Origin of the sequence: Nocardia sp. NPDC056000 (genome assembly GCF_042269265.1) — a bacterium.
In the GTDB taxonomy this organism is placed as follows: domain Bacteria; phylum Actinomycetota; class Actinomycetes; order Mycobacteriales; family Mycobacteriaceae; genus Nocardia.
Map to the genome: position 1 here is coordinate 532,873 of NZ_JBHJXS010000003.1, position 15,897 is coordinate 548,769.

Sequence of the window (15,897 nt, forward strand, 5' to 3'; positions counted from 1 at the left end):
TATCTCGTCACGGCCCGGTGTCGGATATGGCGGCCTACGCTCCTCTGTATGACTGTTGTGACCTGGCCGGACGAGGTGGACGAGGTCCTCGGCGGTGATCTGACCTGCGCGCTGGCCTATCTCACCCCGGCGGGTGGTGCGGTGGTCTCGGCGGTCGCGCCGATCGGGCTGCGGGATCGGGAGCGGGGCACGGTCGGCTTCACCACCTCCCTCGGCTTCGGGCGCAAGCTGGAGCGGATGAAGCGCAATCCGCAAGTGGCGCTTGCCTTCCACTCGCGCAAGCACGGTCTGGGTGATTTCTCGAACGCGCGGTATGTGCTGGTGCAGGGCACCGCGACATTCGACGTGACGCCGGATCGGGCCACCATGGAAGACATCGGTGCACGCGTCGTACCGTTCATGGGACCGCCGAAACAGGGCCGGTTCTGGGATCGCTGGTTGAGCGCGTACTACGCGGACCGCGTGGTGGTGACCGTCGCGGTGCATCGCATCGTGGTCTGGCCGGACCTCGAAACCACCGGGGCTCCAGAGGTTTTCGGTGAACCACTGCCGACCGGGAGCGCGCCCTCGCAGAAGCCACCCGCGGGCGGCACCGCGCCGCGGGTCGAGGTGGACAAGGCCGCCGCCACGGCCGACCGTCTGCCCTTCCGGCTGCTGTCCTATCGGCAGGCGGACGGCTACCCAACGATCGTCCCGGTCGATATCAGCGGTTCCGGTCCCGCAGGTCTGAGCCTCGCCATCGCGGCCGGTGCTCCCGGCGGCGGTCGCCGAGCGGGGCTGCTCGCGCACGACTACCGGCCCAAACTGATCGGCCTGGAATCGCGTCAGCACACCGGCTGGCTCGAGGCGGACGGTGAAACGGGCACGTACGCCCCGCACACCGCCTCCGGCTTCGCCGCACCCCCGAACAAGACCCTGCTACTGCTCGCGAACGGTTTCCTGGCTCGTCGCGGCCTGAGGAAAGCGCAAAAGGAAGGCTTGCTCGACGCGCTCCGCTAGTGGATAGAGCCGCAGCGGCCGGTACGCGCGCCGCGGTGGCTATGGCGACGAAGAGTATGCCGTCGGGGCGAATTGGCGGGAGGGACCGCTGGGCGCGATACGCCGGAGTGCCGCGCACTCTTGCCGATTCGGGTAAGTCCCCGCTCGGAACGTGCTCGGGCAGTAAGGTTTTACATGCTCACCGGTACGGCCGAAGCGCGGCCCGGGGTGGGCGGGGCGGGTATGGCGACACGGAGAGCGGTGCTGCGAGCGGGTGTGCTGTTGCCCGTGACCGCGGCGTGTGCGCCCGGATTCGGGGCGCGCTCGGATGCGGTGCGAATCGCGGTCTCCTGGGGTGGCTCGGAGCTCGATGCCTTCGAAAGTGTGCTCACCGCGGTCGATTTCGGGCATCCCACCGAGGTGATACCGCTCGGGGACGATATCGGCACGGTATTCGGCGCGGGGCGTTCGGCCCCCGATATCGTCATGCTCCCGCAGGCCGGGCAGGTGCGGAAACTGGCCGAGGACAAGCGGTTACGGCCACTCGACGATGCGCTGTGGACCGCCGGGGGAGCCGCCGAGTATGCCCCGGGCTGGCAATCGCTGCTGCGAATTCCCTCCGCCGGTGACCGGCTGTACGGGCTACCGTTCAAACAGGCGTGCAAATCGCTCATCTGGTACGACCGGGAGCGGTTGCGGAAACTGGGACTGCCGGACCCCGGCACCTGGTCATTTCGTGAATGGCCGAGCCATATGGACGCGGTATCGGATGCGGGGATGAGCCTGCTCGCGCTCGGCGCGGCGGACGGCTGGGTGCTGACCGACTTCTTCGAGAACGTGCTGTGGGCGGAATATCCCGAAGTCTATGACCGGCTGGCGAATCCGGCGCTGTGGCTGGACGCGAGCGGACAACCGCCCGCCGATCTCGGCTCGGCGCTGCGCGATCTGGCGGCGGTGTGGGGTCATCGGCACGCCTTTCCCGGCGATATCGGCAAAACTCTCACCCGGCAGTTCCCGGACGCGATTCACGATGTGTTCCAGCGTCATTCGGCGCTCATGGTGGTCGCCCCGGACTTCGCCGAGCCGATCGTGCGCGCCTGCGTTTCGGCCGCTTCGCTGGAGAGCGCGGTCGGTGTCGCGCCATTCCCGGGCGGTGCCCGCGGTGCGCCGCTGATCGCCGGTGGCGACGTCATGGTGGTGACCGCATCCGCGAAAGACACCGCGGCGCAATTGGTATCCCTGCTCGCGCAACCGCGAGCCGCGCTGCCCTGGATCACCCGCTACGGCGGTTTCGTCGCCGCGAATCAGGCCACCCCACAGCAGTATTCACCACTGATCGCACCGGTCGCCGCGCGCTTCCGCGACTGGACCGCCTTCGACCTCGGCGACCGAATCGGTTCCAGCGGTGGCCGTTTCGACCTGTGGCGAGCGCTGACCGACTTTCTGACCGCACTCGATACCGAGGGCATCGATACGGCTGTGCGCGATACCGTCGCTGCCATCGATGAACTCGAACGACGGCGGCGCGACTGAGATCATGGACGCACTGCATTCGCACGGCCTCGACCTGGAATTGGCCCCGCGCCGCCTGTCCGGTCCACTCATTCCCGGCAGGCATCCGCGCAAATGGATCGGCGCGGTCATTCTGCTGCCCGCGCTCGGCTTGATCACGGTCTTCATCGTGGCCCCGTCGCTCTATACCGTCTGGCTCGCGGCGCGGGCCCGGCCCGGATTGACGCTCGGCTGCGGTCTATTGGTGCTCGCCGCGATCCCACCGGCCATCGCGGGAGATATCAAGCGCCGCTACCCGGGGCTACCGGCCGTGCTGCCGGTCGCGATCACCTGGACCGTCGTGGTCGCTGCCGTCGGCGTGATCCTCATCGGCCGCGGCCTGACCCCGGACGGCGTGCGTGCCTATCTGTACACCGTCGGATGGGTGATCGTCGCGGCGCTGCTGGTGCTGCTGGCGCTGGCGATCGCCTGGTTCACCCGCCGACTCCGCTGGATGTGGCGGCCGCTGATCGTGCCGTTCGGTATCTCGGCGTTCACCGCGGGCATCGCGTTCCGCCTGCTCTTCGACCACCTGACCGAGAATCGCGAACTCGGCGGCGTCATCGCCTATCGCATCGCCTTCGGGGTGCTGCTGGTGCTGGCCTTCGCGTGGACCTGGCTCGGCTTGCTCACCGGCCTGTTCCGCGCGGCCCTGCTCGGTATCGAGGCCGATGAGGTGCGAGCCGGCGAGCTTTATCAGGAAACCCGGCCGCACTTGGTATTTCGGCTGCTGCGGCTGGTGCAACCGGTGTGGTTGATCGCCATGCTGGTCGTCGGTGTGGCGGCGGCCCGCGTGTTCGACGCCATCCTGGCCTCGGTGCCGCGCTCCATGCAGTACCAGATCGACAGCGCGACCGTGTACTGGTGGCGCACCTCGGCGGCATGCGGTCCGTGGTGCGGTGAGGCCGCCGCCTACGCGCTGCCGCTGGCCGTGGCGCTCGGCCTGGCCGCGCTGTGGGCGCAGGCCGGTATTCGCGGACATCGAATGAGCTGGACGGCGTCCACGCGAATTCCGGAAACGGGCAGGGAGCGAACGGGTTTCGCGCAATGGCTGGCGGTGCTGGTTTTGACGGGTGTCTCGTTGATCCCGATCGGCATCTTGGCGTGGGAGGCGCTCGGTGGCTCCGGCCGCTCGGTGCGCGCGCAATTGCGCGCGATCGGGCATGACGGCGGCCTATGGCGTGCGCTCGGTATCACCGCGAGCGTCGCGGTACTCGTCACGCTCATCGTGCTGCTGGTCTCGGTGCAGGTCGCGCATCGGCTGGCCGCGGTGCGCACCGGTATCGGGGCTCGAATCGTGGTGCCCTGCCTGGTGTTTCTGACGGTGCTGCCCGCACAGATGTATCTGGGACCGTTGCACGATGTGATCAATGCATGGGGGTTCGCGGGCACCCGGGTGCCGCTGATCTTCACCCATGCCGCGGCCGGACTGCCCATCGCGATCCTCATTCTTCGCGGCGCGCTGCTCGCGCCCGCGTACACCCCGGCCGCGGACGCGCTCTACGGTCTCGCACCCGCGCGGGTGGTCACCGGTCGGGTTCTGCGCGCTGTCCGCCCGGCCCTCGGCGCGGTGGCTGTCCTCGAGTTCATTCAGGTCTGGAACGACTTCTTCATCGGCCTGCTGATCAGCGGTGCGGGTGCGAGCCCGTGGGCACTGCTGCTGTGGGGTGACACCCGCCAATTCGACCAGAACGCGGCACAACTCGCGGCGGGTGCGCTGGTGTCGGCGGTGGTCCCGGTGACATTGCTGCTGCTGTTCTGGCGACGCTGGCTGGTGCCCGGCCTGACCGGGGGAGCGGTGCGATGACCTCCCCGCGCGACGCCGATTCCAATGTCATCGCCACCCCGAAATCCGGTGTGCTGCAACGCATGCTGGGCGCTATGATGGTGCTGGGCACCGGTCTGATCGGTGAGCTCGGCCGGATCTCGATCACCGACGCGTTCAAGGAGAACGTCGTGGTGACGCTGCTGTCCGGTGTACTGGGCTGGGTGCTCATGCCCCTGGTCGTCATCGCCGGTCTGATCCTGGTCTTCCGGGCCACCACGGCGATGGCCGCGGAGCATCGCGAACGCGACGGGGAACTCCCCGAACCGGGTGCGCCGTGGCCGGAACCGATCGACCCCGTCCAGGACGCGGCCCTGGACGGCTATCGGGAGGCCGCGGTCCTGCGTGAGCTTCCCGCGCGGGACTTCGAGATCGGCATTCTGCTCGAGGTGCTCGCGGCCATCGGCACCGCCCGCGCTCGGCTGCCCGCCGGATCCACTCTGCCGGAGCATCGCACCGCCACCGAGATATCGGCCGAATTGGTGCGGCGCGGGGTACTCGAACAGCTGACATCGGGCCGTTGCCGATTGGCTCGGGTTCCCGTCGAACCCGGGACGGCCGCGGTCCGGTCGCTGCCGGAATGGCGTGCGGGCTGCAATGAACTCATTCGCCGCCGGGCCGAGCATGCGGCGGGATGGGCTGCGGCACTGGATGATCCGGAGCGGTCGGCGGTGGCGCGGCGCTGGTTCCGGACCGAGGAGCCCAGATTGCGCCGCCTGCTGGAGCGGTGCGCGGACACCCCGGAGTTGCGGCGGCTGCGGATGACGGTGCCGCAACTCGCCGTCATCGCCGATGCGCTGGACTCCTGGTACGCGCGAATCGGCAAGGGCGAGAATGATTCCGGTACCGCGACGGTGATGATCCGGATCGCACCTGACCCGCGCCGGGATCCGATACCGCCAGGCGGTGGTCCGCCACCGCCGGGGAGTCCGCCATCGCCCGTGGGCGGTTCGGCGCGGGCCGGGTTCCCCGCGATCGCGGAACTGGCCCGAATCCGCGCGGACCCCGCGTACACCCCGCCGTCCCGTATCCGCCCGCGCCCGCTGCTGACCAACCTGCGCGCCCGCGCCGGTCACCGCTGGGCGCTGGCCGAATTGAATTCCACCGCACCGGAACTGGACCGCGTCGCGACCGCGCTGGAGGCCGCCTGGTGGCGGTTGCCGCGCGAGGACGTGGCCGGTGAGGTCTGTGCGCTGGTGAATCTGGCCCTGGTGCATCTGCGCCAGGGCCGCCTCGACGCCGCGCGCGATCGCCTCGAACTCGCCGAATCCCTCGCGGTGGACGGCCGGGATCCGGCCGGGCTGGCGCATGCGCACGAGGTGCTCGGCATTCTCGACTGGGCGGTGGGCGCGCCCCGTCGCGCGCTGCGCTCGTGGCAGGAGGCGCTGAACGAATGGCGTGTGCTCGATGATCGTCTCGGTGTCGGGCGCTGTCTGCAGCATCTGGGCTCGGTGGCGGTGCTGGATCCCGATCTCGGGGCGCATCTGCTCGATCCGGCGGGCGATGCCCAGGCGGCGGAGGTTTTGCGCCAGGCCACCGGATGGCTGGCGCACGCCCGCGAACTGTATCCGGATGCGCGCTTCGCACAGACCTATTCGGACCGCGCGGCGCATACGCTGCGTACCGCTCCCGGCTCCGTACGCCGTGGGGTGCGCCCGCTGCGGCGCATCGATCGCTGGCCGCTGCGTCCGGACGAGTCCGACGGTTCGGCCGAGACCCCGGGGCCTACACCGACTCCGGCATGACCTCCGGCTCGGGCACCGCGACCCGCGCATCGATGACGAGCCCGAGCACGCCCACCGCCAAACAGGCTGCGGTGAGTATCAATTGCCCCGGCGAGGTCTTACTGGTGAGCGCGTCACCGAGCAGCACCGTGCCGACCGTCCCGGGCAGAATCCCGAGCACGGTCGCGACCAGATACGGCTTCATCCGCACCGACGACAGGCCCGCGCAGTAATTCACCACCGAGAAAGGCGCGAAGGCGATGAGCCGCAGCGAGCCGATCGCCAGCCAGCCGCGTCGCGCCAGGCGCGCGTCCACCGCCCGCACCGCCGGATGGGTCAGCCGCGCGCGCACCCGATCCTGATCCAGCGCGCGCACCAATAGCAATGCCAGCACCGCGCTGAGCGTGGTGGCCGATACCGCCAATGCCAGGCCCTCCCATGGCCCGAACAGCATGCCCGCGCTGAGGGTGAAAATGGTGCGCGGGAACGGTGCGACGCAGACCAGAGTGTGGACCACGAAGAACACCAGCGGCAGCAGCGGCCCGACCGAATCGGCCCAGTCGCGAATCTGCTGCGGTGCGGGATGCGGTGCGAAGGCGGCCAATCCGAACAGCACGGCGATACCGATCAGCGTCGCCAACACGCGCGGCCGGCGCAGTCGGCCGAGCAATCCGGCCATACCGCTCACTACTTCGCGAATGCCGCCGTCCTCCTCGTGCGCACCATGGGTCGGATGCGGACTTTACCGACCGCGCGCGGCGCGGCTGTGGCTGGCTCCGCAAGGATGGTGATACCCATGCTGAACAGTTCGGATTCCGATCTCGCCCGGGCGGGAAGGGTTATTGGCAACTTGCCAGGTTACTCACTGGTAGTGAGACTCAGTGGACAGGAATCACAGCCATCCCGCTAGCATCAGGGGAAAGACGAGGAATGCTCGTTAACCGAAATGACCTCTGAGCAGTGCGGATGCATTACAAACCGGTCGTTTGGTCAGTGAGTGGAAGAAGGAACAGCAGCTATGCCGATTGCTTCAGACCCGGACACCGATCCGGTGCCCGGGTACGCCGCCTGGCGCAAGGGTGTTGCCGGAGTGCTGGCCAAGGCCCGCAGGGTCGAGGCCTCGGAACTCCCGGAAGAGCCGGAGAAGCTGCTCGCGGTCACCACCTATGACGGTCTTACCGTCAACCCCCTCTACACCCGTCGCGATGAGCTGCCCGAGCAGCCGTTGCCGGGCGCCTTCCCGTTCGTGCGCGGCGGTGACGCCACACGCGATGTGCATCGCGGCTGGTTCGTCAGCCAGCGCTTCGGGGGATCCGACGGGGCCACTGTAAACCGGCAGATACTCGACGCGCTGGAAAACGGCGTGAGTGCGGTATGGCTCGGTGTCGCGGACCGCGGTGTTCCGGTGGCGGAGATTCCCGCCGCGCTCAACGGACTGCTGTTCGAGCTCGCACCCCTCGCGTTGGACGCCGGTCCGGCCGCCGCCGAGGCTGCGGCGCAACTGTTCTCGGTGCTCGACGGCTATGAAGTGGCCGATCGCACCGGAATTCAGGTCTCGCTCGGCGCTACTCCGCTGACCAGCCTGTTCGCCGGTTCCTCCGCCATCGATCTGGACGGGGCCATCACCCTGGCGCAGCAGGCGGTGGCGCGGCCGGAGAATATTCGCGCGATCACCGTATGCGGCATCGCATTCCACAATGCGGGCGCTTCCGCCGCGCAGGAGCTCGGTGCGGCCGTGGCGGCCGGACTCGAATACCTGCGCGCGCTCACCGATGCGGGCGCGGATATCGCCGATGCGCTGGATCAGCTCGGATTCCGCTTCGCGGCCACCGACGACCAGTTCGAGTCCATCGCCAAATTCCGTGCGGCCCGCCGTCTTTGGGCGCGCGTGGCGCAGGTTGTCGGCGCGCCCGACTACGGCAATGCCCCGCAGCAGGCCGTCACCTCCGCCGCCATGATGACCCAGCGTGATCCCTGGGTGAACATGCTGCGCACCACCCTCGCCGCGTTCGGCGCGGGCGTCGGCGGCGCGGATATCGTCACCGTGCTGCCCTTCGACGACGCGCTGCCCGCCGGGGAACTCCGTGTCTCGCAGGCATTCACCGAGCGCATGGCGCGCAACACCCAGCTGCTGCTGCTCGAGGAATCGCATCTCGGACATGTGCAGGACCCGGGCGCGGGCTCCTGGTACGTCGAATCGCTCACCGATGAACTCGCCGCCAAGGCATGGGAGTTCATGCAGGAGATCGAGGCCGCGGGCGGATACCTCGCCGCATTGCAGGCGGGCCTGCTCGCCGAACGCATCGAGGCGACCCGCGCCGAGCGCGATTCCGATGTGGCACACCGCAAGACGGCCGTCACCGGCGTCAATGAATTCCCGAACCTGAACGAGGAGCCGCTGTCCGAGGCGGCGCGCGCGGCCAGCCCGATCGCCCGCTACGGCGCGGCCTTCGAGGCGCTGCGCAACCGCTCCGATGCCTACCTGGCGGCGAACGGCGCACGGCCCAAGGCCCTGCTCGTACCGCTGGGCCCGGTATCGGAGAACAATGTGCGCGTCACCTTCAGCGCGAACGTACTGGCCTCGGGCGGTATCGAACCGATCAACCCGGGCGTGCTGAGCGCGGACGGAATCGGCGCGGCGGCAACCGAATCCGGTGTCTCGGTCGCGGTGCTGTGTGGTTCGGACCCGCGCTACGGCACCGATGCCGCCGCCGCGGTCGACGCCCTGCGCGCGGCCGGTGTCACCACCGTGCTGCTGGCCGGAGCCGAGAAAGCGGTGGCCGACCTGACCGGCGCACAGCGTCCGGACGGATTCCTGACGGCGCGGATGGATGCGGTGACGGCGCTGTCCGGCCTGCTGGAGAAGCTGGGAGCATAGAGATGAGCGATATCAAGCATCTGATCGGCAATTTCGCCGAGGTTCCGCTCGGGGAGCCCGATAGCGCCCCCGTGGAGGCCGCGCAGGTCGAGGAGTTCGTGGCCGCGGCCGCGGCCGCCAATCACTATGCGCCCGAACAGCTCACCTGGGCGACGCCCGAAGGCATCGACGTGCCACCGGTATTCACCAAGGCGGACCGCGATGCCATTGTGGCCGAGGGGTATCCGCTGGACTCGGTACCGGGTATCGCGCCGTTCCTGCGCGGTCCGTACCCGACCATGTACGTGAATCAGCCGTGGACGATTCGCCAGTACGCGGGCTTCTCCACCGCCGCCGACTCGAACGCCTTCTACCGCCGCAACCTGGCCTCGGGTCAGAAGGGTCTGTCGGTCGCGTTCGACCTGGCCACGCACCGCGGGTACGACTCCGATCACCCGCGCGTGACCGGTGACGTCGGTATGGCCGGTGTGGCCATCGACTCCATCCTGGATATGCGGGAACTGTTCGATCAGATTCCGCTGGACCAGGTTTCGGTGTCGATGACCATGAACGGCGCGGTGCTGCCGATTCTGGCGCTGTACGTCGTTGCCGCCGAGGAGCAGGGCGTCAAGCCCGAACAGCTGGCCGGAACCATTCAGAACGACATTCTGAAAGAGTTCATGGTCCGCAACACCTACATCTATCCGCCGAAGCCGTCGATGCGGATCATCTCCGATATCTTCGCCTACACCTCGGCCAAGATGCCCAAGTTCAACTCGATCTCCATCTCCGGCTACCACATTCAGGAAGCCGGGGCCACGGCCGATCTGGAGCTGGCGTACACCCTCGCCGACGGCGTGGAGTACATCCGGGCCGGTATCGAAGCCGGTATGGAGGTCGACAAGTTCGCGCCGCGCCTGTCGTTCTTCTGGGCCATCGGCATGAACTTCTTCATGGAGGTCGCCAAACTCCGTGCGGGACGGCTGCTCTGGAGTGAGCTGGTCGCCAAGTTCGAGCCCAAGAGCGCGAAATCGCTGTCACTGCGCACGCATTCGCAGACCTCGGGCTGGTCGCTCACCGCGCAGGACGTGTTCAACAATGTGGCGCGCACCTGTGTCGAGGCCATGGCCGCCACCCAGGGGCACACCCAGTCGTTGCACACCAACGCACTCGATGAGGCGCTGGCGCTGCCGACGGACTTCTCCGCTCGTATCGCGCGCAATACCCAGCTGCTGATCCAGCAGGAGTCCAACACCACGCGGCCGATCGACCCGTGGGGCGGCTCGTACTACGTGGAGTGGCTGACCCATCAGCTCGCCGAGCGCGCGCGGGCGCATATCGCCGAGGTGGAGGCGCACGGCGGTATGGCGCAGGCGATTTCGGAAGGCATTCCGAAGCTGCGCATCGAAGAGGCCGCGGCCCGTACCCAGGCGCGCATCGATACGGGCCAGCAGGCCGTCATCGGCGTGAACAAGTACCAGGCCGAAGAGGACCAGGAGATCGAGGTCCTCAAGGTCGAGAACTCGCGCGTGCGCGCCGAGCAGAACGAGAAGCTGGTGCGCCTGCGCGCCGAGCGCGATACCGCCGAATGTGAACGTGCGCTGGCCGAATTGACCCGTGCCGCAGCCTCTTCCGAGGGCGGTATGGAGAACAACCTGATGGCGCTGGCGATCGCGGCGGCGCGCGCCAAGGCCACCGTCGGTGAGATCTCCGACGCGCTGGAGAAGGTGTACGGCCGCCATCAGGCCGAAATCCGCACGCTCTCCGGTGTTTACCGCGAGGAGGCCGGCAAGGTGTCGAACATCAGTAAGGCGATTGAGCTCGTCGACGAGTTCGCCGAGGCCGAGGGCCGCCGTCCCCGCATCCTGGTCTGCAAGATGGGTCAGGACGGGCACGACCGCGGTCAGAAGGTGATCGCCACCGCGTTCGCCGACCTCGGCATGGACGTCGATGTGGGCCCGCTGTTCCAGACCCCCGAAGAGGTGGCCCAGCAGGCCGCCGACAATGACGTGCACATTGTCGGCGTCTCCTCGCTCGCGGCGGGCCATCTCACGCTGGTGCCCGCCCTGCGGCAGGCGCTGGCCGATGTCGGCCGGTCCGACATCATGGTCGTGGTCGGCGGCGTCATCCCGCCCGGCGACTTCGCCGAGCTGTATGAGGCCGGTGCGGCGGCGATCTTCGCGCCGGGCACCGTAATCGCCGACGCCGCAATCGATCTGATCAAGAAATTGGCCGATTCACTGGGCCATGAGATCGGCACCGGCGCGGCCGAATGAGCGACGCCGTGCGTGCGGCCGCGGGTGACCCTCACCCGCGGCTGGGCACCACCGCCGGGGTCCGCGCAGCGGGCGGGCCCCAGGCCGCGGCGCGCGGTGTGAAGCGGGCCGTCGATGTCGATCAGCTCGCGGAGCAGGTGCGGGCGGGGGAGCGGGCCGGGTTGGCGCGCGCCATCACCCTCGTCGAATCCACCCGGAGTGATCATCGTGAACTGGCGCAGCAGCTGCTGCTGCGCCTGACGCCCGCGACGGATGCGGTGGTATCCAATCGTGTTGGTATCACCGGTGTTCCGGGCGTGGGTAAGTCGACGTTCATCGACTCGCTGGGCATGTCGCTGATCGAGCAGGGGCATCGGGTGGCGGTGCTGGCGGTGGATCCGTCCTCGACCCGCACCGGCGGTTCGATCCTGGGCGATAAGACTCGGATGGCGCGACTTTCGGTGGAGCGCAACGCATTCATCCGTCCGTCGCCCACCGCGGGCACGCTCGGCGGTGTCGCCAAGGCGACCCGCGAGACGATCGTGCTGCTGGAGGCGGCGGGCTACGACGTGATTTTGGTCGAGACGGTCGGTGTGGGCCAGTCCGAGGTGACGGTCGCCAATATGGTCGACGTCTTCTGCTTCCTCACCCTGGCTCGCACCGGAGATCAGTTGCAGGGCATCAAAAAGGGCGTCCTGGAGCTGGCCGACCTGGTGGCGGTCAACAAGGCCGACGGCAAACACGAACTCGAAGCCAAGGCCGCCGCCCGTGAACTGGCCGGGGCCATGCGCCTCATCCACCCCCGCGATTCCCTGTGGCACCCACCGGTAATCACCATGAGCGGCCTGAACGGCGTTGGCCTGGACAAGTTCTGGGACACCGTCCTGACCCACCGCAAGGTCCTCACCGAGGCGGGCGAATTCGCCGAGAAGCGCCGCCGCCAGCAAATCGACTGGACCTGGACCATGGTCAACGACAGCCTGCTGCGCCGCCTGTCCGACAACCCGAACGTCAAATCCGTTCGCGCCCAGGTCGAATCGCAGGTCCGCGCGGGTTCGCTGACCCCGGCACTGGCCGCCGAAGAACTCCTCCGAGCTTTCGACGAGCACTGATGACCAGCACCGGGAGTGCCGATGACCATCACGAATGAGCGCCGATGACCATCACCCTCGGCACTCTCGCCGACGCCGAGGCGGTCGCCACCCTCCACACCGAGAGCTGGCGCACCGCCTACGCGGACATCATGCCCGCCGACTACCTCAACGGGCCGCTCTACGAAGAACGACTGGCCCTGTGGCAGCACCGCCTGACCACCCCCACCCCCGGCGCGGCCCTATTCGTCGCCACGGACGCGGCCACCTTGACTGGATTCGTCTACCTCACACCACAATCCGACGGCCGCATCCTCCTGGACAACCTCCACGTCCGCCCCACCCTCAAACGCTCGGGCACCGGCACCCGCCTCCTGGCCCACGCCCAAACCTGGGTCAGCACCGAACACCCCGGCCGCACCCTCTACCTCGAAGTCCTCGAAGCCAACACCCCGGCCATAGCGTTCTACGAACGGCACGGCGGCAAACGCACCGACCGCCGCCCCGCCCACTTCCCCCAGGGCTTCACCCTCACCGAACTCGAATACACCTGGCTTCCCACCTAAGCTGACCGCCATGCTCGACCCCGCAACCGTCTCGCCCAACCTCACCGACCGCGGCCGCATCCCCTCGGTCCTCCGCTTCACCACCGAACTCATCGCCTGGATCGCAACCCCTTGGGCTCTGGCCGAACATTCGGTAGTGCTGGCGGTTCTTTCGGTGATTGTGCTCATCGGCCTGCCAACCGCGTTCTCCACACCCGGGGACAAGAAGCAGACCCTCCTGCCGGTTCCGGGCATCGTGACGATCGCCCTGGTTGTCCTCCAACTCGTCGCCGCAGTGGTCAGCGCTTGGATCGCCTGGTACCCGTGGGTCGCCGTCCTCGTGACCGTGCTGGCATGCGCCACCGTGGTTGCCGAACTTCCGCGTTGGCGCTGGCTGCTCCGCGCGCCGGGCAGCACGAAGGGATAAGACCGCCGGACTTCGTCGGCGTCAGGGAAGCGATTCCATCGGAGAAATCTCGGTGGAAGCCGCGCAGTGCCTCGGCAAGGATGTGGCGGTGCGGATGCTGGCGGAGTTGGATCGGATTACCGAGGAGCAGGATCGGTCGGCGACGTTCGAATTGATTCGAATGCTGAACGATCGTGGTGTCGGAGAAGCGGAGCGGGAGCAGATCGGTTACGCGCTCCAACGGCTCGCCGATCCCCGTGCGGTGGGGCCGCTGACCGAAATTGTGCGTGACCGCGACCGGCCGGACGAAGTGCGCCGCGCCGCGCTGTGGGCGTTGGAGGGCTCTGACATCTTTCCGGCGGGCCCGGGACTGCGGAACTGGTGGGATACCGGCGATGACCTGGTTCGCGGCTGTGTGCTGCGGCAGGCCACACGCCGCGAGGCGGATCTGCTCGAACCGGTTCTGAGCGATCCACGCCATCCGCTGCACCGGGACGCGCTGGTCGGAATCGGGTCCACGTTCGAGGAACCACACTGGCAGCGATTCAAGATCGCCGCTTTGGATAACCCCGACCCGGCGGTGCGGCGGACGGCCGCCTATCAGCTGGGATGGGATGAGCCGGTAGCGGCTGAACCTGGGTTGCACCGGGTTGCGGCGAACGACAGCTCGGCCGATGTCTCGTGTGCCGCAATCGATTCGCTGCGGTACTACAGCAGCAGGGCCACGTTGCGGCTGCTACACGACCTGGCCCGGGGCGATGACGCGCGAGCGACGGAAGCACGCATCGCCGCTGCCGGATTGCTCAGCGACTTCGAGGATGAGCGATCACACATCGGTGAATGGCTCGCGCCGGTCGCCGATCTGCTCGGCGCGCCCGAACTCGGGGCCGCTACCGAAATCGACGCCGCGCCTAGGCAATCCGGTCCACTGCGGTCGCGGTTCCCAATTCCATCGGCGTCGGAGCTGATCACCCTGTACTCCGATCCGGACGGTCCGTGGGAGCCGAAACTGGCCGTCATGCGAAGGCGCGTCATCGGCAATGGCTGGGATGCCATGCCTGACGGCGACCGCCGTGGCCTCGCCGCGTTTCTCTCCGGCCATCCGGACCCGCAGGTGCGCGCGCTGTGCTGCTGGGCATTGTCGAGCTGGTACGAGGTGGATTCGTTGCTCGCACTGGCTCATGATCCAGATGAGGGGGTACGGCAATCAGCGGTTTTCAACTTCCGATTCGTGCCGCGTTCGCACGAGATCGCTACGCTCACATGGGATCTGATCGCCTCCGGTGAGGTGGCCGGTACCCGTGGACAGGAGACGCTGGTCGCCTGCGCCGCACACACCCCACCCGGCGACCTCGAAGACCGTCTGATCGAGTTGGCGCGCGACGATCTTCGGGAGGGCATCCGCGCCGAGGCGGTCACCCTCCTCGGCGACCGCGTCGAACCGCTACTGCCCTTGCTTTCCGAACCGCCACTGCTGACCTGGGCGGTGCACATCCGACTACTCGATGCGTGCCGCAGCTCAGGTGTGCGACCGGCCGCCGTGAACGATCTTCAGGATGTCGACAACCTTCATGTAGCACGTGCTCTGGCGAACCTGAACCGCTGACGATCCAGCCCTGAACTCGGTTCACTACCTCGGTGATTCGGTGCGGCCATCGGCGGCTGCGGTGAGCCGATTCGCGAGGGCGCGCACGGCATCGTTGAGTTCGGCGGGGTGCTCGATAACGAATGGGCGGTTCAGGCCAGCCAGGAGCGGGGGAATCCATTCGAGTTGTTCGGCTTGAATGCGCACTCGCACCCACGGTTCGGGATCGGTGCGCGATGAGTTGATGTCATGCAGGGTCGCGATCGCTTCCGGAATGAGCGAGCGGATCTGGGCGGCCGTGCCCTGGACGCGGACCGATACCTCATGCCGGTAGGGCGTTGTCGCAAGGGCGGCCAGTAGATGGGCGCTCGGCTCGAATTCTTCCGGGGGAGTGAAGGTTTCGGATAGCACGGTGGCGGTGGTGATGCGGTCGAGCCGGAACTGGCGCACCTCATCACTGCGACTGTCCCTGCCGGTCAGGTACCAGCGGTCGGAGTGTGCGACCAGCCCGTAAGGGTGCACGGTTCGCTCGCTGTGCCGCCCGTTGCGGTCGGTGTATGTGATTGCGAGCGTTCGGTGTTCGCGCGTTGCCTCGGCGACGCGGAGGAGAACGGCGGTCGCCACGGTGACTTCGGGGTGGTCGGCGGCGGTGAATTCGGCGGTATGGATCAGCGCTTCCAAGCGGGTGGTCAGGCGTGCGGGCAGGACGCGGCGAAGTTTTGCGGTGGCGCTGTCGACCGCGTGCGCGACTGTTGATCCGTTGCGGCTGGTGAGCAGCCCGAGCAGAACGGCCACCGCTTCGTCATCGGTCAGCATCAGCGGTGGCATTCGATATCCGGGCGCGAGCTGGTAGCCGCCGTAGCGGCCGCGCAGCGATCGAATGGGGATATCCAGGTCGGTCAGATGGGTGATGTATCGCCTGACGGTGCGTTCATCCACGCCGAGCCGCCCGGCGAGCTCGCCGACGGTGTGGGTGCCGCCGGTCTGCAACAGCTCCAGCAGCGCGAGCACTCGGGCGGTAGGACGCGTCATCGGGAAATTCTCTCATCAATACCGGGCGGAAACTGTCCGGTATAGCTC

General features: G+C 67.8%; 12 protein-coding genes. 10 read left to right on the forward strand and 2 right to left on the reverse strand.

The genetic code is table 11. From position 1 onward, the window contains the following. Positions 1–48: 48 nt before the first annotated feature. The 4 genes from ACFC4D_RS11075 to ACFC4D_RS11090 all read left to right on the forward strand — a co-directional run bounded on the left by ACFC4D_RS11075 (position 49) and on the right by ACFC4D_RS11090 (position 6,099). On the forward strand, positions 49–999 hold the full coding sequence (locus tag ACFC4D_RS11075; RefSeq protein ID WP_376062584.1) for a pyridoxamine 5'-phosphate oxidase family protein: 951 nt from the start codon (positions 49–51) through the stop codon (positions 997–999). Positions 1,000–1,173: 174 nt separating this feature from the next. Beyond that, positions 1,174–2,511, forward strand: coding sequence for an ABC transporter substrate-binding protein (locus tag ACFC4D_RS11080; protein ID WP_376062585.1), 1,338 nt, complete (start codon positions 1,174–1,176; stop codon positions 2,509–2,511). After that, positions 2,483–4,336 carry a hypothetical protein gene (locus ACFC4D_RS11085; protein ID WP_376062586.1) on the forward strand — a complete coding sequence of 618 codons (1,854 nt, stop codon included), beginning with the start codon at positions 2,483–2,485 and terminating at the stop codon, positions 4,334–4,336. Before ACFC4D_RS11080 ends, ACFC4D_RS11085 begins: the two co-directional genes overlap by 29 nt. Further along, the gene (locus ACFC4D_RS11090) at positions 4,333–6,099 is read left to right on the forward strand and encodes a tetratricopeptide repeat protein (RefSeq protein WP_376062587.1); all 1,767 of its coding nucleotides are present in this window, start codon (positions 4,333–4,335) and stop codon (positions 6,097–6,099) included. Before ACFC4D_RS11085 ends, ACFC4D_RS11090 begins: the two co-directional genes overlap by 4 nt. On the opposite strand, the gene ACFC4D_RS11095 is transcribed toward ACFC4D_RS11090, so the two are convergent. Beyond that, on the reverse strand, positions 6,080–6,757 hold the full coding sequence (locus ACFC4D_RS11095) for a TVP38/TMEM64 family protein (protein WP_376062588.1): 678 nt from the start codon (positions 6,755–6,757) through the stop codon (positions 6,080–6,082). The two genes, ACFC4D_RS11090 and ACFC4D_RS11095, sit on opposite strands and share 20 nt — an antisense overlap. Before the next feature lie 339 nt (positions 6,758–7,096). Here ACFC4D_RS11095 and ACFC4D_RS11100 point away from each other — a divergent pair, with 339 nt between their 5' ends. The 6 genes from ACFC4D_RS11100 to ACFC4D_RS11125 are packed head-to-tail and all read left to right on the forward strand — an operon-like array spanning position 7,097 to position 14,838. Beyond that, positions 7,097–8,956, forward strand: a complete 1,860-nt coding sequence (locus ACFC4D_RS11100; RefSeq protein WP_376062589.1) for a methylmalonyl-CoA mutase family protein — start codon at positions 7,097–7,099, stop codon at positions 8,954–8,956. A 2-nt stretch (positions 8,957–8,958) separates the two neighbouring features. Then, positions 8,959–11,211, forward strand: coding sequence for a methylmalonyl-CoA mutase (scpA, locus tag ACFC4D_RS11105; RefSeq protein WP_375952467.1), 2,253 nt, complete (start codon positions 8,959–8,961; stop codon positions 11,209–11,211). Further along, positions 11,208–12,302 (forward strand): methylmalonyl Co-A mutase-associated GTPase MeaB, encoded by a 1,095-nt coding sequence (meaB, locus tag ACFC4D_RS11110; RefSeq protein ID WP_375952464.1) that lies wholly within the window; start codon positions 11,208–11,210, stop codon positions 12,300–12,302. Before scpA ends, meaB begins: the two co-directional genes overlap by 4 nt. A 44-nt stretch (positions 12,303–12,346) precedes the next feature. After that, positions 12,347–12,847 carry a GNAT family N-acetyltransferase gene (locus ACFC4D_RS11115; RefSeq protein WP_376062590.1) on the forward strand — a complete coding sequence of 167 codons (501 nt, stop codon included), beginning with the start codon at positions 12,347–12,349 and terminating at the stop codon, positions 12,845–12,847. Positions 12,848–12,857: 10 nt separating this feature from the next. Beyond that, complete coding sequence (locus ACFC4D_RS11120; RefSeq protein ID WP_376062591.1) at positions 12,858–13,253, forward strand: hypothetical protein; 396 nt, start codon at positions 12,858–12,860, stop codon at positions 13,251–13,253. Positions 13,254–13,305: 52 nt separating this feature from the next. Beyond that, positions 13,306–14,838, forward strand: coding sequence for a hypothetical protein (locus tag ACFC4D_RS11125; RefSeq protein ID WP_376062592.1), 1,533 nt, complete (start codon positions 13,306–13,308; stop codon positions 14,836–14,838). A 24-nt stretch (positions 14,839–14,862) separates the two neighbouring features. On the opposite strand, the gene ACFC4D_RS11130 is transcribed toward ACFC4D_RS11125, so the two are convergent. Then, positions 14,863–15,849, reverse strand: a complete 987-nt coding sequence (locus ACFC4D_RS11130) for a helix-turn-helix transcriptional regulator (protein WP_376062593.1) — start codon at positions 15,847–15,849, stop codon at positions 14,863–14,865. Positions 15,850–15,897: the final 48 nt, after the last annotated feature.